We start from the raw sequence: 25,126 nt of genomic DNA on the forward strand, positions 1-25,126 counted from the left end.
TTCTTATGAATTGTTATAACTATATGGGCTTAAATGTGCGACTTTTTATCAAAAAGACCGAGCACTTTTATGCATTATTAACAACCAGTGCCTGCCCCGAAATTTAGAATAGGGAAGCAGGCACTGGTTTCTTTTTATTTACGTTTCTTGCGTATCCAAATAACTGATACTAGAAGAGATATTCCAGCGATTATCAAGGTGATTTTGAAATATGGCGGCAAATAGGTGAATTCCACTGTTTCATCGCCCGGCTGGATAGCGGTTCCGAGCATAGCGTAATTGACCTGTTCCACTTCTCTTTTCTCTCCGTCAACTTTGACCTGCCAGCCTTTTTCATAGGGCACCGGGATAGACAGGTAGCCTTCTGTAGTTGTGTGCAGATCATCCATACTTATCCGGTTGCCATCAAGCGTTACATCCGGCTGCTGATTAGTTCGCTCTCTTTTTGATGCTTGTTCCAAGCCCTGATAATCCGCTGTGTAGATTTCCAGGTCCTTCAGTGTATAATCGCCTTCTCGCATGCGGATCGAGATTTTTTCCTCTTTTGGCACACGGATGGTGATATCATTGACATTGGTTTTATAGAAGGATTCCCGGGACTTCCGGGTGGTCCAGAAGTCGTTGACCCTCAAGGCAAATAATGGAGCCTCCTCTACATTGTTAAATAGATAAAAGGAAACATAGACATCCTCTGCATCGGACTCCAGGACTGATTGGGGAAGCGAGATATCCAGTCCGCCTTCTTTTTTATTAATTACAAGTCTTCCATCGGAGTAACTGCCTCCAACGCTTTTTATTGTCGCTTTATCCATCAGGTTTTCATTCTCAGGAATTTGTTCTGCTGTTGTTGTCGCATTTTTGACGACCAGCCCATTGAGCATCGCCTGCTCGCGGGAGATAGGGTGACTGTCTTCGAGTGCATCCTCGCTATAGATCTGGTCAGATATCCTCACGAACGGTAAAGGGTTGCTATTTTCATAGACGATATAGTTTTCACTTTCTTTATAGGCTTCGAACCCATATGGGATGTTCGCTTCTTCCCCTTTTTTATACATCACATACTTACCCTGCCACAGACTGTGCAAATTGGCACGGTCACCGAACCCCGAGTAGCGGCTCGCGCTTTCCCGTTTCATATCAATTTCGAGATCATGATAATAGTAATTGAGCACGTGCCCATTGAGGATGCTGGAATAAGCGCTTGTCCCAGGGAACCCCTGGATGAGCGGTGTATTATATCTGCCATCTGCTTTCCACGTTAACCGGGACAGGGGAGAGGGATCCGCACGCAGGACTTCATCGATCAATTCCTGCTGTTCGTCTGCCAGATAGTTTTCGCTAAGCATATAATCCTTTGCAGTGTCCTTCAATCCGCCATGTACATATAATTTGTCATATTGATATTGATTGGTAATCACAAGCTGGGACAGTACGATCACCGCGAGTAAGCCGTACCCAGCCATTTTTCCATTTTTGATGTTCAGAAAAACGAGCAAAAGAGTCAATCCGGCAGCAGCAGGTACGAACGCCGTCCACAGGGAGGCGATTTCCAGGCTAGAATCAATCAGATGGAAAACGACATAGAAAGCGGCCATGCCGATTCCCGCCAACGTTATCTGTCGCTGCGTCACTTTTTTCAATGCTGGCAATCCAGCTGCAACCGCTCCCCCAATCGTAAAGGATGCCAGGTATTCATACCGATTCTGAGGAGCCGACAATCCATTAAAAAAGCTCGCCGCCCATGGGATAAAATGAAGCACGATGAGCAGTAGGCTCAATGCTGTGAATAGCTTGAACTGCGGTTGTTTGTAGAGCGGCAGGAGGCCGAGCAGTAGAACAAACACAGCTGGAATAACCAGGTAAGGGCTGTCATACAGAATATTGCTTGTGCTTGAGACAAGGGCAATTTCCTGATCAAAGGGCGGGCGAATGTTTTGCAGAAAGCCCCAAACAGCCGGAACGAGTCCGACCGAACCGATGCCGAGCCCAAGCAGCAAGGACCCGATATAATATTTCAGCTGTTTCCGTTTTGGCGTTTCTTTTGATACAAGGGGGAAAATCCACCTGGCCAGAATATATATGCCGGTGAAAATACCGTTTATGTAGGCGAAATAGAAATTATCGAAAAAGGAAATGGCTGTCGCGGCAATCAGCCAGCCCGGCTTTTGCTCGCGGATGATTTTTTCCACCCCAAGAATCAAAAGCGGCAGCCATAGGAACGCATCGCCAAAGAATTCCCAATACGTGACATGGCGGAAATACATTGTGGATGTACCATATAGGACAGCACCGATGAAAGAAGGCAGTATCCTGCCATTAAGATAGCGGAAGACATATGTACTGACCATAAGAATGAGCGTCATTCTCGCTATGCTGAAGAAGACGGTCGCCTGTGCCCAGAATAGCACGTCCGGCTCTCCAATAATCGATAAGGACTCCAGGAGGAATACTGCTGCAACCGTAAAAAAGAAAAAAATATTAATGCCGTAATAATAGGCAAGCTGGCTATATGTACCGGCCCCGAGACCGAATTCATACACGTAAAAGAAGTTCCCGCTCGTGAACTGGTCGTAGAGCATCTCACGGAACGGGACCATCTGGGACAGTCCATCATCCGGTCCTGCCATATAAACTCCCTGTGTCCACTGATATAGGAAAAAGGCATGCGCCAGGATGGCAGTGGCGAGGCTTACACCGATTAGCAGAAGCGTTTGTTTTTTTGTCATGATTGTTCCCCCCTTACCTCTTCAAAATTTTACTGGTGACGATAAATGTAATTGGTACGGTGAAAAAGACCGCAGCAAGGGGGGCGATGTTTCCGTTTAAATGCAACAGGTCGACAAACACATAAATCAACAAGGAAGACACCGACATATTGACAGCCTGGGTAAACGGGAACATCAGGAATTTGGACAGCGTGGGCTTGACCTTATACGTGAAATAGACGTTCAGGAAAAAGGAAATGACCATGCTGATCAAAAAGGCAAGAATGTGGGATGGCAGATAATGCCATCCCAACAAGTTATAAAATAACACATAGAATAGATAGTAATTCGCCGTGTTCAGCCCGCCAACGATGACGAACCGGGTAAATTCATTGTTCCATTTTTTCAGGAGTGCTTGTTTTGGCAGTTGACTCGCTTTGTTCACGGTTATCCCTCTTCGCGTTGCTTTCTTTTACTAAATAATGTGGCCGTTTTTTCGTTTCCATATAAATTCTTCCCACATATTCGCCAATTACACCGAGGCTGACTAACTGCACCCCGCCGAGAAACAGGATCGAGGAAATGGTGGTGAAATAGCCCGGCACATCGATTCCTCGCGCCAGAATCATCCCGAACATGATCCCGATATAAAGCAGGCTCAAGGCCATTACAATCAAACCGGTATACATAACCAGGCGGAGCGGCCGCTGGTTAAAAGATAAAATGCCTTCGATTCCATACTCCAGCAGCTGTTTCATCGACCACTGGGAATCGCCGTTTTGTCGTTCTACGTTGTCATAATGAATTGTCTTTTGATCGAAACCGATCCAGGAAAACAACCCTTTGGAAAAGCGGTTCCCTTCGCTAAGACTTAGTATAGCATCGACAGCCTGTCTGCCCAGCAGCCGGAAGTCTCCTTCCCCGTCACACAGTTTTACCTCAATCAGACTGTTGACCGCTTTATAATAAAGCGAGGAGAGAAAAGAACGATGTTTGGATTCTCCGTTCCGGTTCCGCTTAGCGATTATCTGCTGGTAGCCCTCCTGATATCCTTCCAATAATTCAGGAATCAGGGCAGGAGGATGCTGAAGATCGGCATCCATAATGATAACCGCATCCCCGCCGGCATGCTGAAGTCCGGCAAGCAGGGCGGCTTCCTTACCGAAATTACGACTGAACGCGACATACTTCACTTCCGGAAAAGTGGCTGCCAGGGCACGGATTGTCATTAGTGTATCATCCATGCTACCGTCATCGACAAAGACAACCTCCCAGTCACAGGACAGACCGGCAAATTCCTTTTGAAGGGCCTCATGCACCAATTCGATATTTTCCCCTTCATTATAAGCGGGTATGATTACCGATACCATTATTTTATTCATCATGTACCTCCGTAGGTTTACTCTGTTTACATCGTACCCTTGCTTGATAAGGTTGAAACTTTTGAAGAAGTTCTTCTTTTGAAAATAACGAAATTTAATCCGCCTTCACTGAGTGAAATGCGCTCTCACCGAGCCACAATGCGCTTTCGCTATAGGTAATGCGCCCTCACGGAGTAACAATGCGTCTTCAAGCGAGGTAATGCGCTCTTGCCGAGTAACAATGCGCTTTCAATCGAAATAATGCGCTCTCACAGGAACAAATGCGCTTTCAATATAGGCAATGGTTCACCTGATCCATTATAAAAGGCAATTTCAGTTTGCCGTTTGTTAGCAAATCATGTAAAATAAAAACATAAAATGCAAGCGCTTGCACATTAATATAAAATACCTGTTAAGAACCTCTTTTTATTTACCTTTTTATGCAATCGTTTGCTCAACTAGTTGCAAACGTCTATTTCTACGAAAAGAAGGGAGGGCTGAAAGCTTCATCCGATTCTATTAATCTATTTTGGGAGGAAACTATTTAATGAGAAGAAATACGAGGCGTAATTTCTCCATTTTTATGATTTTGATCATGCTGTTGAGCTTATGGTCACCGGTTGTGCCGGTTAGACAAGCTCATGCAGAAGGTACTTCTGATACAAACGCCACAGAGGAAACTGCACAAAGAACGGTCCAATTCCATTACATTCGGGAAGATGAGAATTTTGGCGAATGGAATATTTGGACCTGGAATACTGGCGTACAGGACGGCCAGATTAATTTTGATTCCTATGAAGGCAATGTGGCGACAGCGAATATCGCCGTTGCTCCTGAAACAAAAGAGTTCGGCTTTGTCCTGCGCAGTACCGAAGACTGGAATACGGCGGAAAAAGAGTTTGGGGACCGTTTTATCCAGGTCAGTCAGAACGACACCCTCACCAAGGCATACATAACCAGCGGTGTCGAGGAAATCAGGATTGTTCCGGATGGCTCGGCTCCTGTGATTGATAATGGAAACGCGACATTCTTTTACCGTGATAAAGACCTTTTCGCTGCCGATGCGATGGATACGATCGATAAAGTTGAGTTGAAATTCAACGGTAAAACGAAGGAAATGACGTATGAGCCCGAGAATGAGCGGTTTGTCTATGCATACAAAGACATTCCGAATGGCGAACATGCATATACGTACCTGGTAACCAAGGATGGAGAAACCAGTGAGGTGACCGATCCATACAACATAGTGAATGGCGTTTCGACGATCAGTTTTGAAAAAGCTGACCTTAGCGTTTCTGGAACAGTGGAACCAGCTGCAATTGACTATAATGAAAACGCTGTCTTAAACGTTGATGTCCAAGGTCTCATGGACGACCTTGAGGTGACTGAAATGTATGCGGATATTTCTGCCTTAGGCGGATCAGAAAAGCTGGCGATTGATCCATCACTACAGGAAGTTTCGATAGCTGTCGATGATGATGTGACTGCTGGAACGAAAACAATCCCACTTACTGTAGTAGACTCTCTTGGAAATCATCATGAAGGCACAGCAGAAGTAGAAGTGAAAACGAGACAGTCCGTAGGAGAAGCTGATTTTGACTGGGACGAGTCGATCATTTATTTTATGCTGACCGACCGCTTCTTTGATGGCGATGAATCGAACAATGATCCGTACAACCTCGGTTATGACCCGGCTAAACGCGGCACCTATCAAGGGGGAGATTTTGAAGGGATTACCGAGAAGCTTGATTATCTTGATAACCTTGGTGTAAACACAATCTGGATCAGCCCGATCGTTGAAAACATCAAGTATGATGTCCGCTTCAATGAAGAAGGCGACCAGCCTTACTATGGGTATCATGGATACTGGGCGAATAACTTTGGTGTATTGAATCCTCACTTCGGCACGATGGAGGAGTTCCATAACCTGATTGATGAAGCCCACGCCCGTGATATGAAAATCATGGTGGATGTGGTCTTGAATCATACCGGCTATGGATTGAAAGAAGTCGATGGCAATCTTCCAGAAGCAGAACAGCCGGAAGGTTATCCGACTGATGCTGACCGCGAAAGGTTCAGCAACCTTGTCCGTCAGGGAACAGATGTCGGCACTGATGAGGTGGTCGGTGAATTGGCTGGATTACCTGACTTCAAGACCGAAGATCCTGCCGTCCGCCAGCAGATCATCGACTGGCAGACAAACTGGATTGAGGCAGCGACGACTGATAAAGGAAACACGATTGACTACTTCCGTGTCGATACTGTGAAGCATGTCGAGGATACGACCTGGATGGCGTTCAAGAGCGCGATTACGGAAAAAATGCCGGAACACAAGATGATCGGGGAAGCGTGGGGAGCGAATGCCGATAACGACTACGGTTACCTGGAAACCGGAATGATGGACTCGCTCCTTGATTTCGGGTTCAAAGGCATTGCTCATGATTTCGTCAATGGCAGCTTGAAAACAGCCGATGATCAACTGGCTGCCCGTAACGATAAAATGGATAACACCGCTACACTGGGTCAGTTTTTAGGCAGCCATGATGAAGATGGCTTCCTGCACTCTCTTGGCGGAGATGAAGGCAAGCTGAAAGTAGCGGCTTCGCTCCAGGCGACTGCAAAAGGACAACCTGTCATCTATTACGGGGAGGAACTCGGGCAATCAGGAGCGAATAACTACCCGGAATACGATAACCGCTATGATTTTGCCTGGAATGAAGTAGAGAATAATGATATTCTCGAACACTATTCTAAAATTTTGAACTTCCGAGGCGAGCAGTCCGAAGTTTTTGCAAAAGGGGATCGTACCTTTATCGGCGGGTCTGACAACGATCAGTTTTTACTATTTGAACGTGCGTATCAAGGTGACTCTGTCTATGTTGGACTTAATGTTGCGGAAGAAGCCAAGGAAGTGACGCTTGAAGTAGATAATGGTACTACTGTAAGTGACCATTATTCCGGGGAAGTTTATGAAGCTTCAGAAGCTGGACAAGTTACCGTTACGATTCCTGGAAAAGCTGATGGCGGGACGGCTTTATTGACCGTTGATAGTGGAGCAATAATAGGTATGGGTGAAGGAAACAATGACGGCGGTGACGGTACAGAAGTCGAACCTGTCCCTGAAGATCACATCCGCATCCATTACAAGCGTGACGATGGCAACTATGAAAACTATGGCTTATGGCTGTGGAATGATGTGGCCGAACCATCCGCAAACTGGCCGACAGGAGCGACCATGTTTGAAGGAACAGACAGCTATGGCGCGTATGTCGACGTGAAGCTTGCTGAAGGTGCGAAAAATATCGGCTTCCTGGTCATGGATGTGACCAAAGGCGATGCTGGTAAAGACGGGGGAGACAAAGGTTTTACGATCACTTCACCGGAAATCAACGAGATTTATATCAAACAGGGGTCGGATAAGGTTTATACCTACGAGCCTGTAGATTTACCTGAAAATACCGTCCGTATCCATTATGACCGTGACAACGATGATTATGAAAACTTCGGTCTCTGGAACTGGGGCGATGTAGCCAATCCTTCTGAAAACTGGCCGACGGGTGCCGCGTCTTTTGAAGGCACAGACCGGTACGGAGCATATGTTGATATCGAGCTGACAGAGAATGCGAAGGAAATCGGTATGATCACACTTGATACTACGAATGGCAATAAAGATGGCGGCGACAAAACTTTCAATCTATTAGACCGATACAATCAGCTGTGGCTCAGACAAGGAGACGACAATGTCTATGTTTCCCCATACTGGGAACTGGCGTCCGGCATCACATCAGCTGAGGTGATTGCTGAGGACTCCATCCAATTGAGCTTCACCATGACCGATGGTCTGACTGTTGATGATTTGATGGCTAAGCTGAATATCAAAGATGCGGATGGTAACGAGGTAGCGATAGACAGTGTGGAAATCACCGCTGACAAGACAGTGGAAGTAAAAGCTTCCTTCGATTTGGAAAAACTTCCGCTGACAGTGGAATACGGAGAAAGAACCGTTTCTGCAGATACGAGCTGGAGAATGATTGATGAACTGTATGCCTATGAAGGTGACGACCTTGGAGCCACGTACCAGGATAACGATGCTACATTGAAATTATGGGCACCAAAAGCAAGCAAAGTCGTGGCGAACTTTTTTGATAAAGATGATGCTGCAACCGAAATCGGAAGTGTCGAGCTGACGAAAGGTGAGCAGGGTGTATGGGCTAAAGAGGTTGCGGCAAGTGAACTGGGAGTAACGGATCTCGAAGGCTATTACTACCAGTACGAAGTGACCAATGACGGTGTCACGAAAAAAGTTTTGGATCCATATGCCAAATCAATGGCCGCATTTACAGTCGATACGACAGGCGAACCTGGTCCGGATGGCGATGATGTTGGTAAAGCGGCAATCGTCGATTTGAGCGATACAGATCCGGAAGGCTTTGGCCATGCGGATATCGATGGTTATGAGAAGCGTGAGGATGCAGTGATTTACGAAACCCATATCCGCGACTTTACATCCGATCCATCCATCGCAGATGACCTGGATTCCAGATGGGGATCTTATACCGCGTTTATTGACAAGCTTGATTACATTCAATCGCTGGGAGTAACACATGTGCAGCTGCTTCCTGTGATGGCATGGTACTACGGCGATGAAACGAACATGGGCGAACGGGAACTGGAATATTCAGCAGCTGGCAATTCGTATAACTGGGGTTATGACCCTCACAGTTACTTCTCACCAGATGGCGCATATTCCGAAAATCCGAAAGATCCAGAACTGCGCGTGAAAGAATTGAAGCAATTGATCGATGCGATTCATGACGCTGGCATGGGTGTTGTGTTTGATGTCGTCTATACCCATATGGCCAAGACAAGCACTTTGAATGACATCGTTCCAGACTACTATGCATTCCAGGACGACCAGGGGAACTTCCTTGGCGGCTTCGGCAACAACCTGGCGACCAACCATTATATGGCGGAAAAGCTGATGGTCGATTCGGTGGAATACTGGTTCGATGAGTATAAAATTGACGGGATGCGTTTTGATATGATGGGGGATGCCACCTATCCGGCTGTCCAAAATGCTTATAATGCAGCAGAAGAGATCAACCCTTATGCGCTGTTTATTGGGGAAGGGTGGAGAACGTTTGCCGGCCATCTCGCAGATCCGTCTTTGGAAGGCATGGGTGCCGACCAGGATTGGATGGATAAAACTGACGATGTCGGCGTCTTTTCCGACGAAATTCGAAACGAATTGAAATCCGGTTTCGGTTCCGAAGGGGAGCCTCGCTTCCTGACTGGAGGGGCTCGTGACCTTGATGTAATTTTTAACAACATCAAAGGACAGCCTTCCAATACGGCGGAAGACGATCCAGGCGATATGGTCCAGTATATTGCGGCACACGATAACCTGCCGCTATATGATGTCATCGCCCAGTCGATTAAAAAGGATCCGGCTATTCCGGAGAATGATTTAGAGATTCATAAACGGATTCGTCTAGGGAATTCGATGATTTTGACATCCCAGGGAACAGCCTTCATCCATTCAGGCCAGGAATACGGACGTACCAAGCAATGGCTCGGTGAAGGCGTACCGGAACAGAAGTATCATGAATTGACTGATGACAGTGGCGATCCATTCGGCTACTTCATCCACGATTCCTATGATTCCTCTGATGCCATCAACATGTTTGACTGGGAAAAAGCGACCAACGAAGAAAAGTATGAAGTGAATACTACGACAAGAGAATTTACAGAAGGCATGATTGAACTGCGTAAATCTACCAACGCATTTAGATTGGGAGAACAATCGCTGGTCAATGAGAATGTTTCTATGCTGGAATTCCCAGAGTTGCAAGACAATGACTTATTTATTGGGTATGAAGCTGTGTCTACTGACGAGACGGGCAACTATTACGTATTCGTCAATGCCGATGATAAAGCACGCAGCCTGACGTTAGGCGACTACAACTTCCGAGGCGGCGATGTACTGGTTGACAATGACGAAGCTGGTGCTGATTCAGTGGACGTACGATCCGGTTTTAAAATGACCGAAGATACACTTACGATTGATCCACTGACAACAGTCGTTATCAAGATGGAAAACCGTAAAGCGGATGAACCGTCAACACCAGAAGAACTGGTCCAATTCGATACCGAAGATTTCTTAGCTGGTGAAGTTTCCGCTGAACAAGCTGCTGGAACATTGATGGAGCTAGCTGCAGCAGGCGAACTGACTCCGGCAGAAATCAAGGAGATTGTGTTGGGTGTTGCATTGAATGAAGACATAGAAGAAAAACAAACTGGTAAAGCACGTGCTATCGAAACAGCCGGTGAGCAGATCGAGCGTAGTTTGGAGAAAATGCTGACAGATGCAGGTAAGAAAAATGCAGAAAAAGTATCCTCCAAGCAGCTTACAGAAGCATTAAATAAGATAAAAGAGCTTATTTAAAGCAAAAAAATGAGGGACATGGTGCATGCACCATGTCCTTTATCAATATTCCTATCAGAAAGCGCATTAGCTACTGGGGAAAGCGCATATCTATCAGTTAAAGCGCATTTCAGACAGTTAGAAGCACATATATCCAGATGAAAGCGCAAATATCAATATGAAGGCGCATTTCTAGCGTTAAAAGCGCATATCTCACGGATAAGAGCGCATAGATGGTCCCCAGGAGAACGTGGGGTAAAACCGAGAACACCCTGAAGCCCTCCCAAATTTAGTGGGATCCAGGGTGTTCTCGGTTTTGTTTTGGATACTCTTTGTAAGTTTACTAACTATCCTCATGTTATAACTTGGTTGTTGGAGCTGAGATTAAAGCAAGTTACCTAGAACTTTAGTACTTGAGGAGGAAAAACAAACGTTTTAGCAATGGTACCCAGCGAAGCTTCTTATTTCAGAACGAATATTGTAAATTTTACGAAAAATATTGACAAAATATACAGAACATTTTAACATAAAGAACATGTTGTACGTATTTTAGTTATAATGTCTATATTCGTACAAAGGGGTGAAGTGAAATTTCGTAGAGGAGGGTTAGAATTTCAGATTATGATTTTTAAGTATTAACTAGTTTATGAGATTGAAACTCGAGGACTTAGGTTCTTATGGTAAAGGTAGAAAGGTAAGTAGAAGTGTATGTGATTTCCTATAGCAATGAATTTACAGAGAGAAGTTTTTTACTTTACTCTAATGAAATATTGAAAGCGTCTTCAACTGCAATAACAGGAAAATAACTGTTGAATATAATAAACCTTTTCTCTTTACCAATGATTTTCTAGCTGGATGTCCGTTAACACCTCTTGAGAATTTAAAGGGTTTAACAGCTTTGAAAGCGAATTCACTGTGGCATCTATACTATCACAATGAGGAGGACTAAACATTGAATGTTCATAAAATAAAAGGTGTTCGTTTTTTATCTACTCTATTGCTTTTGGTTGGTTTGTTGATCGGTTGTAGCTCACAGTCATCAGGAAATGGTGATGAGTCTGGAGGCGGCTCTGGTGGGGGGAATATGCAGACTAGCAACTTTAATTTTGGGGCAGCCACACAGGGAGGTTTTTGGTATGCCCTAGGTGGAGCTTATGCCAATGAAATAGAACAAACTATTGATGGCTCTTCAGTGAACGTTATTGAAGGAGGATCAATCAGTAATTTGAAAGGTATCGAAAGTGGAAAATTCCATATGGGTTTTTCAAATGGACAGACAGTTCCAGAGGCTTTAAACGGTGAAAATAGCTTCAAAAAAGAAGGAGAAAACATCACGTGGGCTGCTACTCTTTATCCGAACGTTTTTCATATTGTAGTCCCGGCAGATTCCGATATCAAGTCTGTGGAAGATTTGAAAGGGAAAAAGGTAAGTCCTGGGATCAAAGGGTATAGTGGTGAATTGGCTTTCAAACAAATTCTTGAGATTAACGGTATGTCTTATGATGATTTAGCTAAAGTTGAATATGTAGGGACAGCTGATGGAGCAAGCTTGCTCAGGGATGGTCACATTGATGCCGTAGTAGGGATGATTTCAGCACCAGTATCAACATTCCAAGAATTAGATACCACGTTTGGCATCAGACTTATTCCATTAAAAGATGAAACCATAACAAAAATGAAGGAATCAAATGAAGGGTTTAACAAGTACACCATTGAAGCCGGTGTCTATGAAAATATTGACACAGACACAAATACGGTTGCGGCTCATACAACCTTTATGGTGAATGAAGGTCTAAGCGAAGACACTGTTTATACATTAACAAAGACATTATTCGAGAACAAGAAAAAATGGGTATCTTTGAATAAAATGATGGAATCATTTAACGCAGAATTTTCAATTAATAATAAAATCGGACCTATGCACCCTGGTGCAGAAAAGTATTATAAAGAAGCAGGTTTACTAGGGGAATAAGTTGGCTATTTCCAGCCATCTCACTTAAGGAGGAGTGTTTCACGTGGGAGAAACAAACAAAAAAGATGAACTTCAAATATCTGCTCTTTCAAAGACTCGAAATATCACTGGGATAGCTGGTTTGATAACATCGCTTTTTGGAGTAGGAATGTCAGCTTTTCACTTATACACCGCCTTTTTTGGGATATTTCAATCCGTACTGCAACGTTCTGCACATTTAGGGTTTGCTTTAGTTTTAACTTTCCTAGTAATCAAGCCTTCAAAAAAAATGAAGAAAGAAAAGATTGGCTGGTATGACTATTGCTTAGTTCTTTTAAGCCTGACTTCTTTGGGATATATCGTTTATAACGCGGAAGCTATTTCCCAACGCATGGTTTATATAGATCCATTGAGTTCGATGGATTTGATTATTGGGGGAATAGCAACATTATTACTTGTAGAAGCGACAAGAAGGTCGATTGGTTGGGCATTGACAATAATTCTTGCTTTGTTCATAGGTTATGCTTTTGCGGGACCTTATTTACCAGGACCATTATATCATCAAGGGTTTAGCTATGCGTGGGTGACCGAGCATCTATTTTATACAACCAATGGTGTATTCGGTATTCCTTTAGGAGTATCTGCCACCTTCATTTTTATGTTTATTCTATTCGGAAAGTTTTTAGAAAAGTCAGGAGCTGGTCAGTTTTTTATTGATCTCGCAATTTCTACAATGGGTAAATATCGTGGCGGACCTGCAAAGACTGCCATAGCAGCAAGTTCAATATTGGGGACCATTTCCGGTAGTGCTGTTGCCAACACTGTTACTACAGGATCTTTCACTATCCCATTAATGAAGAAGATAGGTTATAAAAAAGAATTCGCCGGAGCAGTTGAATCCGTGGCGTCATCTGGAGGGCAAATCGTGCCTCCGATAATGGGAGCTTCTGCTTTTATCATTGCCTCCTATTTAGGTGTGCCATATGCGACGGTAGCTGTTGCTGCCATTATTCCTGCTTTATTGTTCTATTTATGCCTCATATTCCAAGTCAACTTTAGGGCGTCAAGACGGGGACTTCGCGGAATGTCACCAAACCAATTACCAAATATTAAAGATGTAATGAAAAGTGGTTTTCTGTTTTTAACCCCATTACTATTGATTATTTACTTATTATTCATTGGTTACTCACCTATGCGTGCAGGACTATTTGCCATCGTATTGGTGATTTTAGTCGCAGCTGTTAAAAGCACAACAAGACTAGATTTTAAAGGTTTGATTAATATACTTGACACTGGTGCCCGTGCATCCATTGAAACGGCTATTGCATGTGGGGCCGCAGGTATAATCACTGGTGTTGTTTCTTTAACAGGGATAGGAATGCAATTTAGTTCTATCATCATTTCTCTCTCAGGTGGATACTTATTTTTAGCACTTTTCTTCACAATGATCAGCTCGATTATATTGGGAATGGGACTTCCTACGGTGGCCGCTTACATTGTACAAGTTGCTTTGACTGTTCCTGCTTTAGTTGAACTGGGAGTGAGCCCTTTAGCAGCTCACATGTTCATTTTCTATTTTGCTATCGTTTCTGCAATTACGCCTCCAGTGGCGTTAGCTGCTTTTGCTGGAGCTGGAATAGCAGGTTCAGATCCTATGCGTACAGGAGTATTAGCGCTTCGTCTTGGTATTGGAGCTTTTATTGTTCCTTACATGTTTGTTTATGGTCCTTCTTTACTTATGCAAGGAGGAGTTATTGAAACCATTATAACGGTAGTAACAGCTGGAGTGGGCATCTATGGGATAGCAGCTGGTGCAGAAGGATGGCTTAAAGTTGAAATGAAATGGTGGGAAAGGTTAATCATCCTTGCAGCATCATTAGTACTAATAATCCCAGGTCTATATACTGACATAGTTGGTTTGGCAGGGGTTTTCGCCATCATCTTCATTCACAGGGCTAATGCCAGAAATTTAACTTCACGCACAACAGCCGAAACTAATATTCAATAAGAAGGGTGAAACCAGTTCATGTAGGAGGACATTAAGAATTATATAACTTATCGAAGTTAAAGGTGAGGTAAATATAATCTAAGACGTTGAAATTGCAGAAAAGATGGCCGGTAAGGACCGTTTATCTCTAGGGTTTGTTAATACTTTGAATATAGGTATCTAACAACCATAGAAAACTTAAGACATAAAAGGACATTTAAAGAAACCTGCTTTATATCATAAAAAGCTAAAGTGGGTTTCTTTAATTTTATAATTTAGGAGATTAAGAGAAAAATGGAGTTACTGGAGATTTTAAAAAAGTACTATGATGAGGGAGGGAAGCTATCATGTTTCAAACTAAGATAACTGAACTTTTTCAAATTGAATACCCTATTATTCAAGGAGGTCTTCAAGGGCTTGGGACCAGTCCATTAGTAACTGCAGTTTCTCAGGCCGGAGGACTTGGTTTGATTACAGCCGGAAGCTATCCAGATAAAAAAGCTATGCTTAGCGATATTGAACAGGTAAGAGCTAATACAGACAAACCCTTTGGGGTGAATATTGCCATTGGGATAAGAAGGCCAATGGATGAATTTGTAGAAGGTGTCATCGAAGGGGGGGTGCCTATTGTTTTCACTTCGGGGGCCAATCCGGAAAAATACATGAAGAAGCTTAAACAAGCGGGGATTAAAGTAGTGCACGTGGTGCCTTCTCTACGTTTTGCAAAAAAAGCAGAGAAGATCGGTTGTGATGCTGTGGTAGCTTTAGGTTATGAATGTGGGGGCCATCCAGGTTTGAATGATACGACCAGTATGGTAATTACGCCCAGAATTGCAAAAGAACTATCTATCCCTGTTATTGCTGCCGGTGGATTCAGTGATGGAAAAGGCCTTCTTGCGGCGTTATCTTTAGGGGCAGAAGGGATACAGATGGGGACAAGGTTTTTAGCAGTTAGAGAGAATCCTATTCATGACAAAATAAAAAATAGATTAATTGAATTAGAAGCAACTGATACATCTATCATCAAACGTTCCATTAATAAACCTGCAAGAGTAATGAAAACAGAAGTATCAAAAAAGATAAATGAATTGGAAAACCAAGGTTGTACGGTAGAACAACTGTTGCCTTATATAGGAGGCGAAGCATATAAAGCATTGATTGAAAAAGGAGATGTTAACCAAGGAGTCATTTCACTTGGACAAGTGGTTGACGCTATAGATAGTATATTACCAGTATCAGACCTTATTAATGAAATTGTAAAAGAAGCCAAAGATGAGTTATATCGCTTAAATAAACTAGTAGTTTTTTCACAAAAAGAAGGAGTATTTGTAGATGATTAGTGAAATCCAAAAAGATTTTAATGCGAGTCCATTTGGAACTAGATTAGGGATGGAGATAGCAGCTTTAGAAGAAGGTAAAGTTCAAATCAGAACACCTATTGAGTCCCATCTCCATAATACCATCGGAACAGTGCACGGAGGGGTGTATGCTTCTATACTTGATACTACAATGGGAATATTGATTCGCTCTATTGTAAAAAAGCCAGCTATAACGATTCATCTGGATGTAAACTTCTTTTTACCTGTGACAAAGGGAGTATTAATCTCTGAGGGATCTATAATTAAACAAGGAAAAAAGATTATAGTTGCAGAAGCCAGTATTACTAATGAAAATGGGGATTTGTTAGCTAAAGGAAGTGGCACTTTTCAAAGAAAAGAATCAAAAAAGAATTCTTTAACTTAACTCATACATTCAATTGTCAGCAGTGAGAGCAGACTATGAGTAGAAAATGAGGGAAAGAAACAGTCTCATATCGTTTATTTTCCCGTAGTGTTTTATGGATTCTGATGGGGATGGAATTAGAGATATATAGGGTGTTATATAGAAGAAGGATGTCACCTGATCTGCCCGATTTACACAAACGCAGAAAGCAGCAAAGCGGATTAAGTAATTATTCGTACTATAGGAGGGGTTAGATATGTACCACATGACAAGTGCTGAGGCGATTGTCGAGTGTATGAAGCGTGAACAAGTGGAGCGTGTGTTTTGTGTACCTGGAGAAAGCTATCTTCCATTAATGGAGGCCATTTATAATGAAGATGGTATTGAATTAATATCCACCCGACATGAAGGTGGAGCAGCATTTATGGCCGAGGGTTATGCCAAGACATCTAACAATCCTGCAGTAGTGATGGCAACTCGTGGAGTTGGCGCAGCAAATCTTTCCATTGGCATCCATACTGCTTATCAGGATTCCACACCCATGGTTGTCTTCCTGGGACAGGTACATACTAAATATCGTGGTCGTGAAGGATTTCAAGAAATGGAGCTTGATCGTTTTCTAGAACAGGCAACTAAGTGGGGCGTTGAAATTCGTGATCCGGAACGTACACCTGAATTGGTGCAACGGGCCTTTCGGATTGCAAAGTCAGGACGTCCTGGTCCGGTTGTTGTTTCGCTCCCGGAAAATATTTTGCCTGAGAAAGCTGATATGAGGTTCGCGCAAAGCGTTACTATTCCGAAACCAGCACTCTCATTACATCAAGTAGAAGAAATACTAACTCATCTGAAAAAAGCTGAGCGTCCGGTTATCATCGCAGGAGGGGGGATCAAACTTTCAAACGGTGAAGAAGCCCTGCAAGCTTTCTGTGAAAAAACAAACATTCCAGTAATGGCTTCATTTAGGAGGCATGATGTACTGTCCAATGACCACCCGCTGTATTGTGGGCATCTAGGTCTTGGTACCCCAGTTACTCAACTAGAAACAGTCCAACAGGCTGATGTGGTCTTTGCCGTTGGTACAAGGCTCTCAGAGGTTACTACCCAAGATTATTCCTTATTAAAACCTGAGCAAACATTAATCCATCTTGATATTGAACCAGATATTCTGGGAAGGGTTTTTCCAACCGAAGTTGGGTTGGTAGCAGATGCAAAAACAGCCCTCCATTCTTTGACAGGGGCAGTAGAAGAGGGAGGTTATTCTAAGTGGAAGACATGGGGTAATGAACGGAGAGAAGCTTTTCTAAGTAGTTCTCGTATTGAAGATATACAAGAATTAGATTGGTCTATAGGCTATAAAGAAATAATACAGGCTTTTAACGAACTATGTCCTGCGGATTCTATTATTGCAAACGATGCCGGAAATTTTGCTACATGGATGCATAATTTTCATATCTTTACTGGCAAGAAATCTTATACTGGACCCACTTCTGGAGCAATGGGATATGGATTTCCTGCTGGTGTAGGGGCCAAAATGGCTTCCCCCAAACAACCTGTGATTGTATTTACTGGTGATGGAGGCTTTATGATGACTCTTCAAGAGATTGAGACAGCCGTGCGAAATAGAACTCCGGTTATTGTTTTGGTATTCAACAATTCCTCTTATGGAACAATTAGGATGCACCAGGAAAAAACATTCCCGAATCATGTTATTGGTACAAAACTATCTGATGTTAATTATTCCAAATTGGCAGAGGCAATTGGAGCACATGGAATAAGTATAGATTCTTGTGCTCATTTCCGTAAAGTTTTTAAAGAGGCACTTCAAGAAACTGACAGACCTACCATTATTGAAATGAAAATGAACCCTAACCAAGTATCGGTAGGAATGCGATTAACGAACTGATGTATTACAGCTGTCCTTACCGTCCCTTTGACTGCTGAACTTTCAAGGCTGAGGTAGTTTTGTTTAAGGACTAATTTAAAGAAGTTGTTGTTGTGATGAAACCAAATAATATAAATCACCTCTCGTACAATAAGGCCTTGCTAATACTATCTTCGGATCTGAATCCATGAGTCTCTATCATTATTAACTTCTTCTTTTTACTATTAATCCCATTAACATAAAAATAGACAAACACCGGCTGGATATTTAAGTCTTCTTTATTATTTAGGGAGGTGTAAAAGAAGATATTCTCACAGTTTCCTAAGCCCATAATCATCTTCCTTTTTATTAAACAAACGTAAACGTTGATGTTTACGTTTGTTTACATTTCACCCCTTTCAGGCCACATAAGTTCCTAATCTTTTGTTTAACACCTTTGAGTCAATATCCAGCCAGAGTTAACCTCAATTACTCCAATGAAGCACCCCCCCATTCTTTTTTTGATTTTCTAAGTTTTATTTGCATAGATGTATGCTTTTCCTTTTTCTTCTTATTCTTCTTCATGTGGATGCTGTGTTTGTTTATATTGGCAATGTTTTTTGGTCAGTTTTCAACAACCAACACCCTTGGTTAAAGTTTTAATAATCCAGATATTAATTTGAACTTTCTGAAAAAAATAAAAATAAAGGAGGTTCAATTGACAAAATATACTTAATATTTTAATATAAAACAAATGCGTACGAATATTAGTTATTGTGTCTATAATCGTACAAAGGTTTATTTCTTCTGACGCTTGGTTAGCTTCAGGGGAAAAACAGGCAATTTAAAAGGGGGTATGGCGTGGATGAAAAAACTACGAACAGCCGAAGAAGCTATAAAAAAAATCAAAACGGGAGACATATTACTTGTCGGGGGATTTGGATTATCTGGTTCCCCACTAACATTAATCGATGCACTGACAGAACATGATGCCAGGGAATTAACCGTGGTAAGTAACAATTTAGGCGAAGAGGGGAGAGGGTTAGGAAGACTATTAGTCTCCCAACAATTAAAAAAAGCAATAGGTTCCTACTTTACAACGAACAGGGATGCGGTAAAAGCCTGGGCAGCAAATGATTTAGAGATTGAATTAATCCCTCAAGGAACGTTGGCCGAGTCCCTGAGAGCTGGGGGGGCTGGGATTGCTGCTTACTTCACAAGAACAGGTGTTGGAACGGAACTGGTGGAAGGTAAAGAAATGCGTGAATTTGATGGAGAACCGTATGTACTGGAACAGGCAATAAAAGGTGAGGTGTCTTTAGTAAAAGCTCTGAAAGCGGATTCACTAGGAAATCTATATTATCACAAAACAGCTATGAACTTTAATCCTGAAGTAGCAACAGCCGGTGATCTTGTAATCGCCGAGGTTGATGAAATAGTGGAAACCGGTGACATTGCTCCAGAAGATATTGGTACCCCTCATATTTATGTAGATTATGTGGTTTTAAATGATCGTTATATAAAAGAAGGAGGTCGTTACATTGAACAAAACGTCGGTTACCGATAAGGTGAAGATCGCTCAAAGAGTAGCAGACGAACTTCAAGACGGAGATGTCGTTAATTTAGGAGTGGGTATCCCCACCTTAATACCTGATTACCTAGGTGACAAAAGTCTCTTTTTGCAATCTGAAAATGGGTTGTTGGGCATCGGACCAACCCCACCTGATGATCAGGTTGATATGGATTTAATCAGCGCCAGTAAAAAACCCATAACTATGAGTCCTGGAGCTTCATTATTTAGTAGTTCCAATTCCTTTGCAATGATTCGCGGCGGTCATGTCGATGTAGCTATCTTGGGAGCTCTACAGGTAGATGAAACTGGGGAAATTGCCAATTGGGCTGTTCCGGGTAAAGATATCCTGGGCGTAGGTGGAGCAATGGATCTAGTTGCAGGAGCTAAAAAAATCATCTTATCTATGACACACCAATCGAAAGATAAAAAGCCAAAAATAATAAAAAAACTGACTTTTCCCAGAAGTGGTGTCCGTAAAGCAGATATGGTTGTAACAGAACAGGCGGTTTTTAAGTTTGAAAATGAAACAATGATACTAACGGAAATCGCAGAAGATTTTTCGATCGACCAATTAAAGGAAAGCACAGAAGCTAATTTTGTAGTATCACCTGAATTGAAAACGGACTATTAAGAACCTTATTACTAAAAGTTGAAAGATCAAAGGAGTTATAGGAAATGAAAAATATTGCTGTTGTCGGTTCGGGAGTTATGGGGAGAGGTATTGCTTACGTTTCCGCTCTGAACGACTTTCATGTTCACCTAAATGATATTAATACAGAAGCTCTTGATAAAGCAAAATCCTATATTGAAAAAGAATTGAAAAAAAGTGCTGATAGAGGATTTATTCAATCAGAAGATGTTAATCGAACATTGAATAATATTACGTTTTCACAGAATTTGAAAGAAAGCGTGAAAGATGCAGATTTGGTTATCGAAGCCGTACTTGAACAAATGGAGCTAAAAATAAAGATATTCAAAGAGTTAGATGAACTTTGTCCTGAACACACCATATTGGCAACAAATACTTCGACGATGAGTCCGACAGAAATCGGGGCGCAAACCTCACGTCCAGAAAAAGTGATTGCGATGCACTTCTTCAACCCAGTCCATAAAATGAAATTAATAGAACTAATCAAGGGACTGGATACTTCTCAGGAAACAGTGGAGAAAATACAAGAAGTTGGCGCTCAGATGAAAAAAGAAACGGTTGAAGTGAATGAATTTCCAGGGTTTGTGACAAGCAGAATGAATTGCCTGATTGGAAATGAAGCTATGAACCTTTTGATGGAGGGAGTAGCTTCGGCTGAAGACATTGATAAAGCAATGAAGTTGGGGCTGAACCATCCAATGGGACCACTCGAACTTGCTGATCTTGTTGGACTGGACTCCAGACTGAGAAACATGGAATACCTGCATCAAACATTGGGTGAAAAATACCGTCCATGTCCTCTCTTGAGTAAATATGTAAAAGCAGGAAAACTGGGAAGAAAAACGGGTTCAGGTTTTTATCAATATGAGTAAAAGAGGGAGTATGGGTATGTTTGAGAATATTTTAAAGCAAAGTGAAAGCGGGATGGGGATAATAAAAATCAACCGTCCGGAGACCAGAAATGCTCTTAACAAGAAAACATTACAAGAAATAGAAGAAGCGATAGAAATATTTGAAAACGACGAAAGCATTAAAGTGATTATCCTGACAGGAGAAGGAGAAAAATCATTTGCTGCCGGGGCTGATATTAAACAGCTTCGAGACAGAAAAATGTTAGAAGCTTTGGTACCTGGAATGCAGGCAACGTATAAAAGGATAGAAGATTGCGGTAAAGCAACGATCGCCGCAATTAATGGTTTTGCATTAGGCGGAGGTTTTGAATTAGCTTTAGCTTGCGATATTCGTGTGGCAGCAGCAGAAGTGAAGATCGGTCTTCCTGAATTGAATTTGGCTATCGTTCCTGGTGCTGGCGGAACCCAGAGGTTAAGCCGGATTGTTGGAAAAGGAAAAGCAATGGAAATGGTTTTAACTGGAAAATTAATGGATGGAAAAGAAGCCGAACAATGGGGGATTGTGACAAAAGCTGTTCCCAAAGAACAGTTGCTGGAAGAAGCAAATGCACTAGCAAATACTATAGCCGCTAAAGGCCCTGTAGCTGTGAAATTAGCGAAAATGACAATCAATAAAGGCTTTGATACAGACCTTGATACAGCCTTGATGCTTGAAAAATTTGCTCAAACGATTGCCTTTGGCACAGAAGATAAGAATGAAGGTACGCAGGCATTTCTGGATAAAAGAAAACCAGAGTTTATGAGTCAATAAGAAAGTAAGAAGGGGAGCGTGGAGAATATGGATTTTAGTTTTAGCGAAGACATAGAACTATTGAGAGAAGGCGTAAGAAAGTTTGTTCAGGAAGAAGTGGAACAAGCAGCTATGGAAATTGAGGAAAAAAATGAAATCCCGGAAAGAATATTTGAAATGACCAAAGACATGGGGCTGTTCGGGCTTAGTATTCCTGAAGAATATGGCGGTCTCGGACTTGATATGGTAGGAAAATGTGCGATTTATGAAGAACTGGGAAAAACACATAATGGTTTCACCACCCTTGTAGGAGCACATACAGGGATTGGAAGTGTGGGGATTGTTGAACTTGGGACAGAAGCCCAAAAACAAAAATACTTACCCAAAATGGCGACAGGCGAGTGGATAGGAGCATTCGCTTTGACAGAACCTAGCGCTGGTTCCAACGCTGCAAACATGAAAACACGTGCGGAGAAAAAAGGAGATAAATATATTATTAATGGATCAAAACATTATATTACCAATGGCCTGGACGGTCATGTATTTACGGTAATGGCAGTAACCGATCCCGAAAAAGGTGCAAAAGGAATAACATCTTTCATTGTCGAAAAAGATTTTCCTGGTTTTGAGGTAGGGGCAGTGGAAGAGAAAATGGGACTTCGTGGTTCCCATTCCGTAGAATTGTTCTTTGATGACATGGAAGTTCCGGAAGAGAATGTTTTGGGAGAAGAAGGTCAGGGATATGTGAATGCATTGAAAATACTAGCTAATGGGAGGGCTGGTTTAGCTGCACGTAACCTTGGTTCTTGTGAAAAATTACTGGAACATTGCATGGACTACGTTTTTGAAAGAGAACAATTTGGAAAGCCGATTTTTGAACAGCAGGTGATTCAGCATAAGCTTGCCGACATCACCATGGAAATCGAGGCTCTCCGGGCGCTTACGTACCGTGTGGCGTGGATGACGGATCAAAAACAGCGAGTTGTAAAAGAAGCAGCTGTTGCAAAACTGTTCGGCTCGGAAGTCTACAATCGAGTAGCGGATGCGGCCGTCCAAATTCATGGTGGAATAGGCTATATGAAAGAATATCCGATTGAGCGTTATTATCGAGATGCGAGAATTACAACTATTTACGAAGGTACTTCTGAGATTCAGCGGAATATCATCGCTTCCCAGTTGAAAAGGGAAGTCAAAAAATCTACGAAAGCAGGAGTGAAGTAATGAATAATCCAGTAATTATTGATTCAGTACGGACGGCTATTGGGAAAATGGGCGGCACTCTTAAGAATGAATTAGTAGATTTCTTGGGAGCTAAAGTAATTAGTGAAATAGTGGAACGAACAGGAATAGACAAAAGTGGAGTTGACGAAGTTATTTTGGGACAGGCAAAGCAAAGTGCAGATTCTTCCAATCTATCACGTCTTGCATTGCTTAGAGCCGGTCTCCCTGTTGAAATTCCGGGATACACGGTCCACCGTCAATGTGGGTCGGGCCTCCAGGCGATTAATAATGCTGATATGCAGATCCGCCAAGGGTTATCAGAAACGATCATTGCAGGCGGGGCAGAGAGCATGAGTACGGCGCCTTATTATCTTCGTCATGCCAGATTTGGTTTTCGAGCCGGAAACGGTTTACTTCTCGATCCAAATACAGAAAGTCAACCCAATTCTCAGCCATTCGAGGAATATGGCAATTTGACGATGGGACTGACCGCAGAAAATCTTGCTGAAAAATATTCGATTTCAAGAGAAGAGCAAGACGAGTTCTCCCTCCATAGTCAGGAAAAAGCAAAATATGCGATAGATAAAGGGTATTTTGAAAAAGAAATCGTTCCATATAAAGTAAAGGAGAGAAAGGAAACGATCACATTTGATACGGATGAGCATCCTCGTCTTACCCCTTTGGAAAAGCTGGCGAAACTGCCACCGGTTTTCAAAGAAGGCGGTTCAGTTACCGTGGCCAGTTCCAGTGGGAGGAATGATGCAGCGTCTGCATTGTTAATGATGACAGAAGAAAAAGCAGCAGAAAAAGGACTTACTCCTAAAGCAAAAGTAATTGGTCAAGCAGCTTCTGGGGTATCTCCGGATATTATGGGAATTGGCCCAGTTTACTCTACTCGAAAAGCCTTAAAACAAGCAGATTTAAACCTTGAAGATATCGGTCTGATTGAGCTGAATGAAGCTTTTGCTGCACAAACGCTTGCTGTTGTAAAAGAGTTAGAAATGGATACAAGTAAATTGAATGTTAACGGGGGTGCCATTGCTCTAGGACATCCTATTGGGGCAACTGGAGCCGTTCTTATGACAAAACTACTCCATGAAATGGAACGCCGCGGTGAAAAGTATGGACTTGTAACTCTATGTATTGGCGGTGGTCAAGGGATTTCAACTATTATTGAAAATCTTCGGGTGTAATATACTCAAAATGAATATTTCGAAAGAATAGGAGTTAGATAGGATGAACATTTTTGTTATTATGAAACGCACATTTGATACAGAAGAGAAAATAGCTGTAAATGATGAGCAAATTGAGGAAGAAGGCGCTGAATTCATCATTAACCCATATGATGAATATGCGGTTGAAGAAGCGATCAACCTTCGCGAGGAACACGGTGGAGAGGTCACTGTCGTAACAGTAGGAGAAGAGGAATCCGAAAAGCAATTACGTAATGCTCTTGCTATGGGTGCGGATAAAGCAGTATTAATTAATACAGAAGATGACCTGGAAGATGGAGATCAATTTACCACTGTAAAGATTTTGGAAGCCTTCTTTGAAGAAAAAGAAGTGGGTATCATCCTTGCAGGTAATGTCGCCATTGATGAAGCAAGCGGACAGGTTGGGCCACGTCTGGCTGAGCGCCTGGATATCCCATATGTTACGACCATCACTTCTATTAACGTAGATGGGAAGACAGTTCAGATTGAACGCGATGTAGAGGGGGATGTAGAGAAAGTAGAAACTTATCTTCCATTACTTGTTACATGTCAGCAAGGGCTGAATGAACCGCGGTATCCGTCATTGCCAGGTATCATGAAAGCGAAGAAAAAACCCTTAGAAGAATTAGAGCTTGATGATTTGGATTTAGAAGAAGATGATGTGGAAGCTAAAACCAAAACCGTGGATATTTTCTTACCGCCAGAAAAGGAAGCTGGAAAAGTCCTTGAAGGTGAAGTAGACGATCAAGTTACAGAACTTGTAGCTTTGTTAAGAAACGAAGCGAAGGTATTATAAGCGCGGTATTTATTGTGAAAG

The 25,126-nt window shown here is 42.4% G+C and carries 16 protein-coding genes; 13 read left to right on the forward strand and 3 right to left on the reverse strand.

What is annotated here, in order from left to right:
- Nucleotides 1–134 precede the first annotated feature (134 nt).
- From BLV00_RS11440 to BLV00_RS11450, 3 genes are read right to left on the reverse strand one after another with little or no spacing between them, the layout of a single operon-like run.
- On the reverse strand, nucleotides 135–2,726 hold the full coding sequence (locus BLV00_RS11440) for a YfhO family protein (protein ID WP_093045119.1): 2,592 nt from the start codon (nucleotides 2,724–2,726) through the stop codon (nucleotides 135–137).
- A gap of 13 nt (nucleotides 2,727–2,739) precedes the next feature.
- Nucleotides 2,740–3,114: a GtrA family protein gene (locus BLV00_RS11445; RefSeq protein WP_093045151.1), complete on the reverse strand. Its 375-nt coding sequence runs from the start codon at nucleotides 3,112–3,114 to the stop codon at nucleotides 2,740–2,742.
- Nucleotides 3,095–4,087, reverse strand: a complete 993-nt coding sequence (locus BLV00_RS11450; RefSeq protein ID WP_093045120.1) for a glycosyltransferase family 2 protein — start codon at nucleotides 4,085–4,087, stop codon at nucleotides 3,095–3,097. Before BLV00_RS11450 ends, BLV00_RS11445 begins: the two co-directional genes overlap by 20 nt.
- A 526-nt stretch (nucleotides 4,088–4,613) precedes the next feature.
- Between BLV00_RS11450 and BLV00_RS11455 the strand changes: the two genes are divergently transcribed.
- The 13 genes from BLV00_RS11455 to BLV00_RS11520 all read left to right on the forward strand — a co-directional run bounded on the left by BLV00_RS11455 (nucleotide 4,614) and on the right by BLV00_RS11520 (nucleotide 25,105).
- Nucleotides 4,614–10,511, forward strand: a complete 5,898-nt coding sequence (locus BLV00_RS11455) for a pullulanase (RefSeq protein WP_093045121.1) — start codon at nucleotides 4,614–4,616, stop codon at nucleotides 10,509–10,511.
- A gap of 931 nt (nucleotides 10,512–11,442) precedes the next feature.
- Complete coding sequence (locus tag BLV00_RS11460) at nucleotides 11,443–12,462, forward strand: TAXI family TRAP transporter solute-binding subunit (protein WP_093045122.1); 1,020 nt, start codon at nucleotides 11,443–11,445, stop codon at nucleotides 12,460–12,462.
- A 43-nt stretch (nucleotides 12,463–12,505) separates the two neighbouring features.
- Nucleotides 12,506–14,449 carry a TRAP transporter permease gene (locus tag BLV00_RS11465; protein WP_245728951.1) on the forward strand — a complete coding sequence of 648 codons (1,944 nt, stop codon included), beginning with the start codon at nucleotides 12,506–12,508 and terminating at the stop codon, nucleotides 14,447–14,449.
- A gap of 326 nt (nucleotides 14,450–14,775) precedes the next feature.
- Entirely contained in the window at nucleotides 14,776–15,768 is a 993-nt protein-coding gene (locus BLV00_RS11470) for an NAD(P)H-dependent flavin oxidoreductase (RefSeq protein WP_093045123.1), read from the forward strand.
- Nucleotides 15,761–16,171, forward strand: a complete 411-nt coding sequence (locus BLV00_RS11475) for a PaaI family thioesterase (protein WP_093045124.1) — start codon at nucleotides 15,761–15,763, stop codon at nucleotides 16,169–16,171. The genes BLV00_RS11470 and BLV00_RS11475 overlap by 8 nt, the downstream gene beginning before the upstream one ends.
- Before the next feature lie 235 nt (nucleotides 16,172–16,406).
- Nucleotides 16,407–18,053 carry a thiamine pyrophosphate-dependent enzyme gene (locus BLV00_RS11480; RefSeq protein WP_093045125.1) on the forward strand — a complete coding sequence of 549 codons (1,647 nt, stop codon included), beginning with the start codon at nucleotides 16,407–16,409 and terminating at the stop codon, nucleotides 18,051–18,053.
- A gap of 823 nt (nucleotides 18,054–18,876) precedes the next feature.
- Nucleotides 18,877–19,578 carry a CoA transferase subunit A gene (locus tag BLV00_RS11490; RefSeq protein WP_093045127.1) on the forward strand — a complete coding sequence of 234 codons (702 nt, stop codon included), beginning with the start codon at nucleotides 18,877–18,879 and terminating at the stop codon, nucleotides 19,576–19,578.
- Complete coding sequence (locus tag BLV00_RS11495; protein ID WP_093045128.1) at nucleotides 19,553–20,215, forward strand: 3-oxoacid CoA-transferase subunit B; 663 nt, start codon at nucleotides 19,553–19,555, stop codon at nucleotides 20,213–20,215. The genes BLV00_RS11490 and BLV00_RS11495 overlap by 26 nt, the downstream gene beginning before the upstream one ends.
- 44 nt (nucleotides 20,216–20,259) lie before the next feature.
- Nucleotides 20,260–21,105, forward strand: a complete 846-nt coding sequence (locus BLV00_RS11500; RefSeq protein WP_093045129.1) for a 3-hydroxyacyl-CoA dehydrogenase — start codon at nucleotides 20,260–20,262, stop codon at nucleotides 21,103–21,105.
- A 16-nt stretch (nucleotides 21,106–21,121) separates the two neighbouring features.
- Nucleotides 21,122–21,895, forward strand: coding sequence for an enoyl-CoA hydratase/isomerase family protein (locus BLV00_RS11505; protein ID WP_342722569.1), 774 nt, complete (start codon nucleotides 21,122–21,124; stop codon nucleotides 21,893–21,895).
- 27 nt (nucleotides 21,896–21,922) lie between these two features.
- Complete coding sequence (locus BLV00_RS11510) at nucleotides 21,923–23,095, forward strand: acyl-CoA dehydrogenase family protein (protein ID WP_093045131.1); 1,173 nt, start codon at nucleotides 21,923–21,925, stop codon at nucleotides 23,093–23,095.
- On the forward strand, nucleotides 23,095–24,288 hold the full coding sequence (locus tag BLV00_RS11515; protein WP_093045132.1) for a thiolase family protein: 1,194 nt from the start codon (nucleotides 23,095–23,097) through the stop codon (nucleotides 24,286–24,288). The genes BLV00_RS11510 and BLV00_RS11515 overlap by 1 nt, the downstream gene beginning before the upstream one ends.
- Before the next feature lie 43 nt (nucleotides 24,289–24,331).
- Complete coding sequence (locus BLV00_RS11520; protein WP_093045133.1) at nucleotides 24,332–25,105, forward strand: electron transfer flavoprotein subunit beta/FixA family protein; 774 nt, start codon at nucleotides 24,332–24,334, stop codon at nucleotides 25,103–25,105.
- Nucleotides 25,106–25,126 lie beyond the last annotated feature (21 nt).

The organism is Thalassobacillus cyri, from assembly GCF_900107755.1.
Taxonomy (GTDB): Bacteria; Bacillota; Bacilli; order Bacillales; family Halobacillaceae; genus Thalassobacillus; species Thalassobacillus cyri.

Bases quoted from the DNA above. Each gene is read 5' to 3' on its own strand.
- BLV00_RS11440 (WP_093045119.1), bottom strand. From the start codon at position 2,726: ATGACAAAAAAACAAACGCTTCTGCTAATCGGTGTAAGCCTCGCCACT.
- BLV00_RS11450 (WP_093045120.1), bottom strand. From the start codon at position 4,087: ATGAATAAAATAATGGTATCGGTAATCATACCCGCTTATAATGAAGGG.
- BLV00_RS11455 (WP_093045121.1), top strand. From the start codon at position 4,614: ATGAGAAGAAATACGAGGCGTAATTTCTCCATTTTTATGATTTTGATC.
- BLV00_RS11470 (WP_093045123.1), top strand. From the start codon at position 14,776: ATGTTTCAAACTAAGATAACTGAACTTTTTCAAATTGAATACCCTATT.
- BLV00_RS11475 (WP_093045124.1), top strand. From the start codon at position 15,761: ATGATTAGTGAAATCCAAAAAGATTTTAATGCGAGTCCATTTGGAACT.
- BLV00_RS11480 (WP_093045125.1), top strand. From the start codon at position 16,407: ATGTACCACATGACAAGTGCTGAGGCGATTGTCGAGTGTATGAAGCGT.
- BLV00_RS11490 (WP_093045127.1), top strand. From the start codon at position 18,877: ATGAAAAAACTACGAACAGCCGAAGAAGCTATAAAAAAAATCAAAACG.
- BLV00_RS11500 (WP_093045129.1), top strand. From the start codon at position 20,260: ATGAAAAATATTGCTGTTGTCGGTTCGGGAGTTATGGGGAGAGGTATT.
- BLV00_RS11505 (WP_342722569.1), top strand. From the start codon at position 21,122: ATGTTTGAGAATATTTTAAAGCAAAGTGAAAGCGGGATGGGGATAATA.
- BLV00_RS11510 (WP_093045131.1), top strand. From the start codon at position 21,923: ATGGATTTTAGTTTTAGCGAAGACATAGAACTATTGAGAGAAGGCGTA.
- BLV00_RS11515 (WP_093045132.1), top strand. From the start codon at position 23,095: ATGAATAATCCAGTAATTATTGATTCAGTACGGACGGCTATTGGGAAA.
- BLV00_RS11520 (WP_093045133.1), top strand. From the start codon at position 24,332: ATGAACATTTTTGTTATTATGAAACGCACATTTGATACAGAAGAGAAA.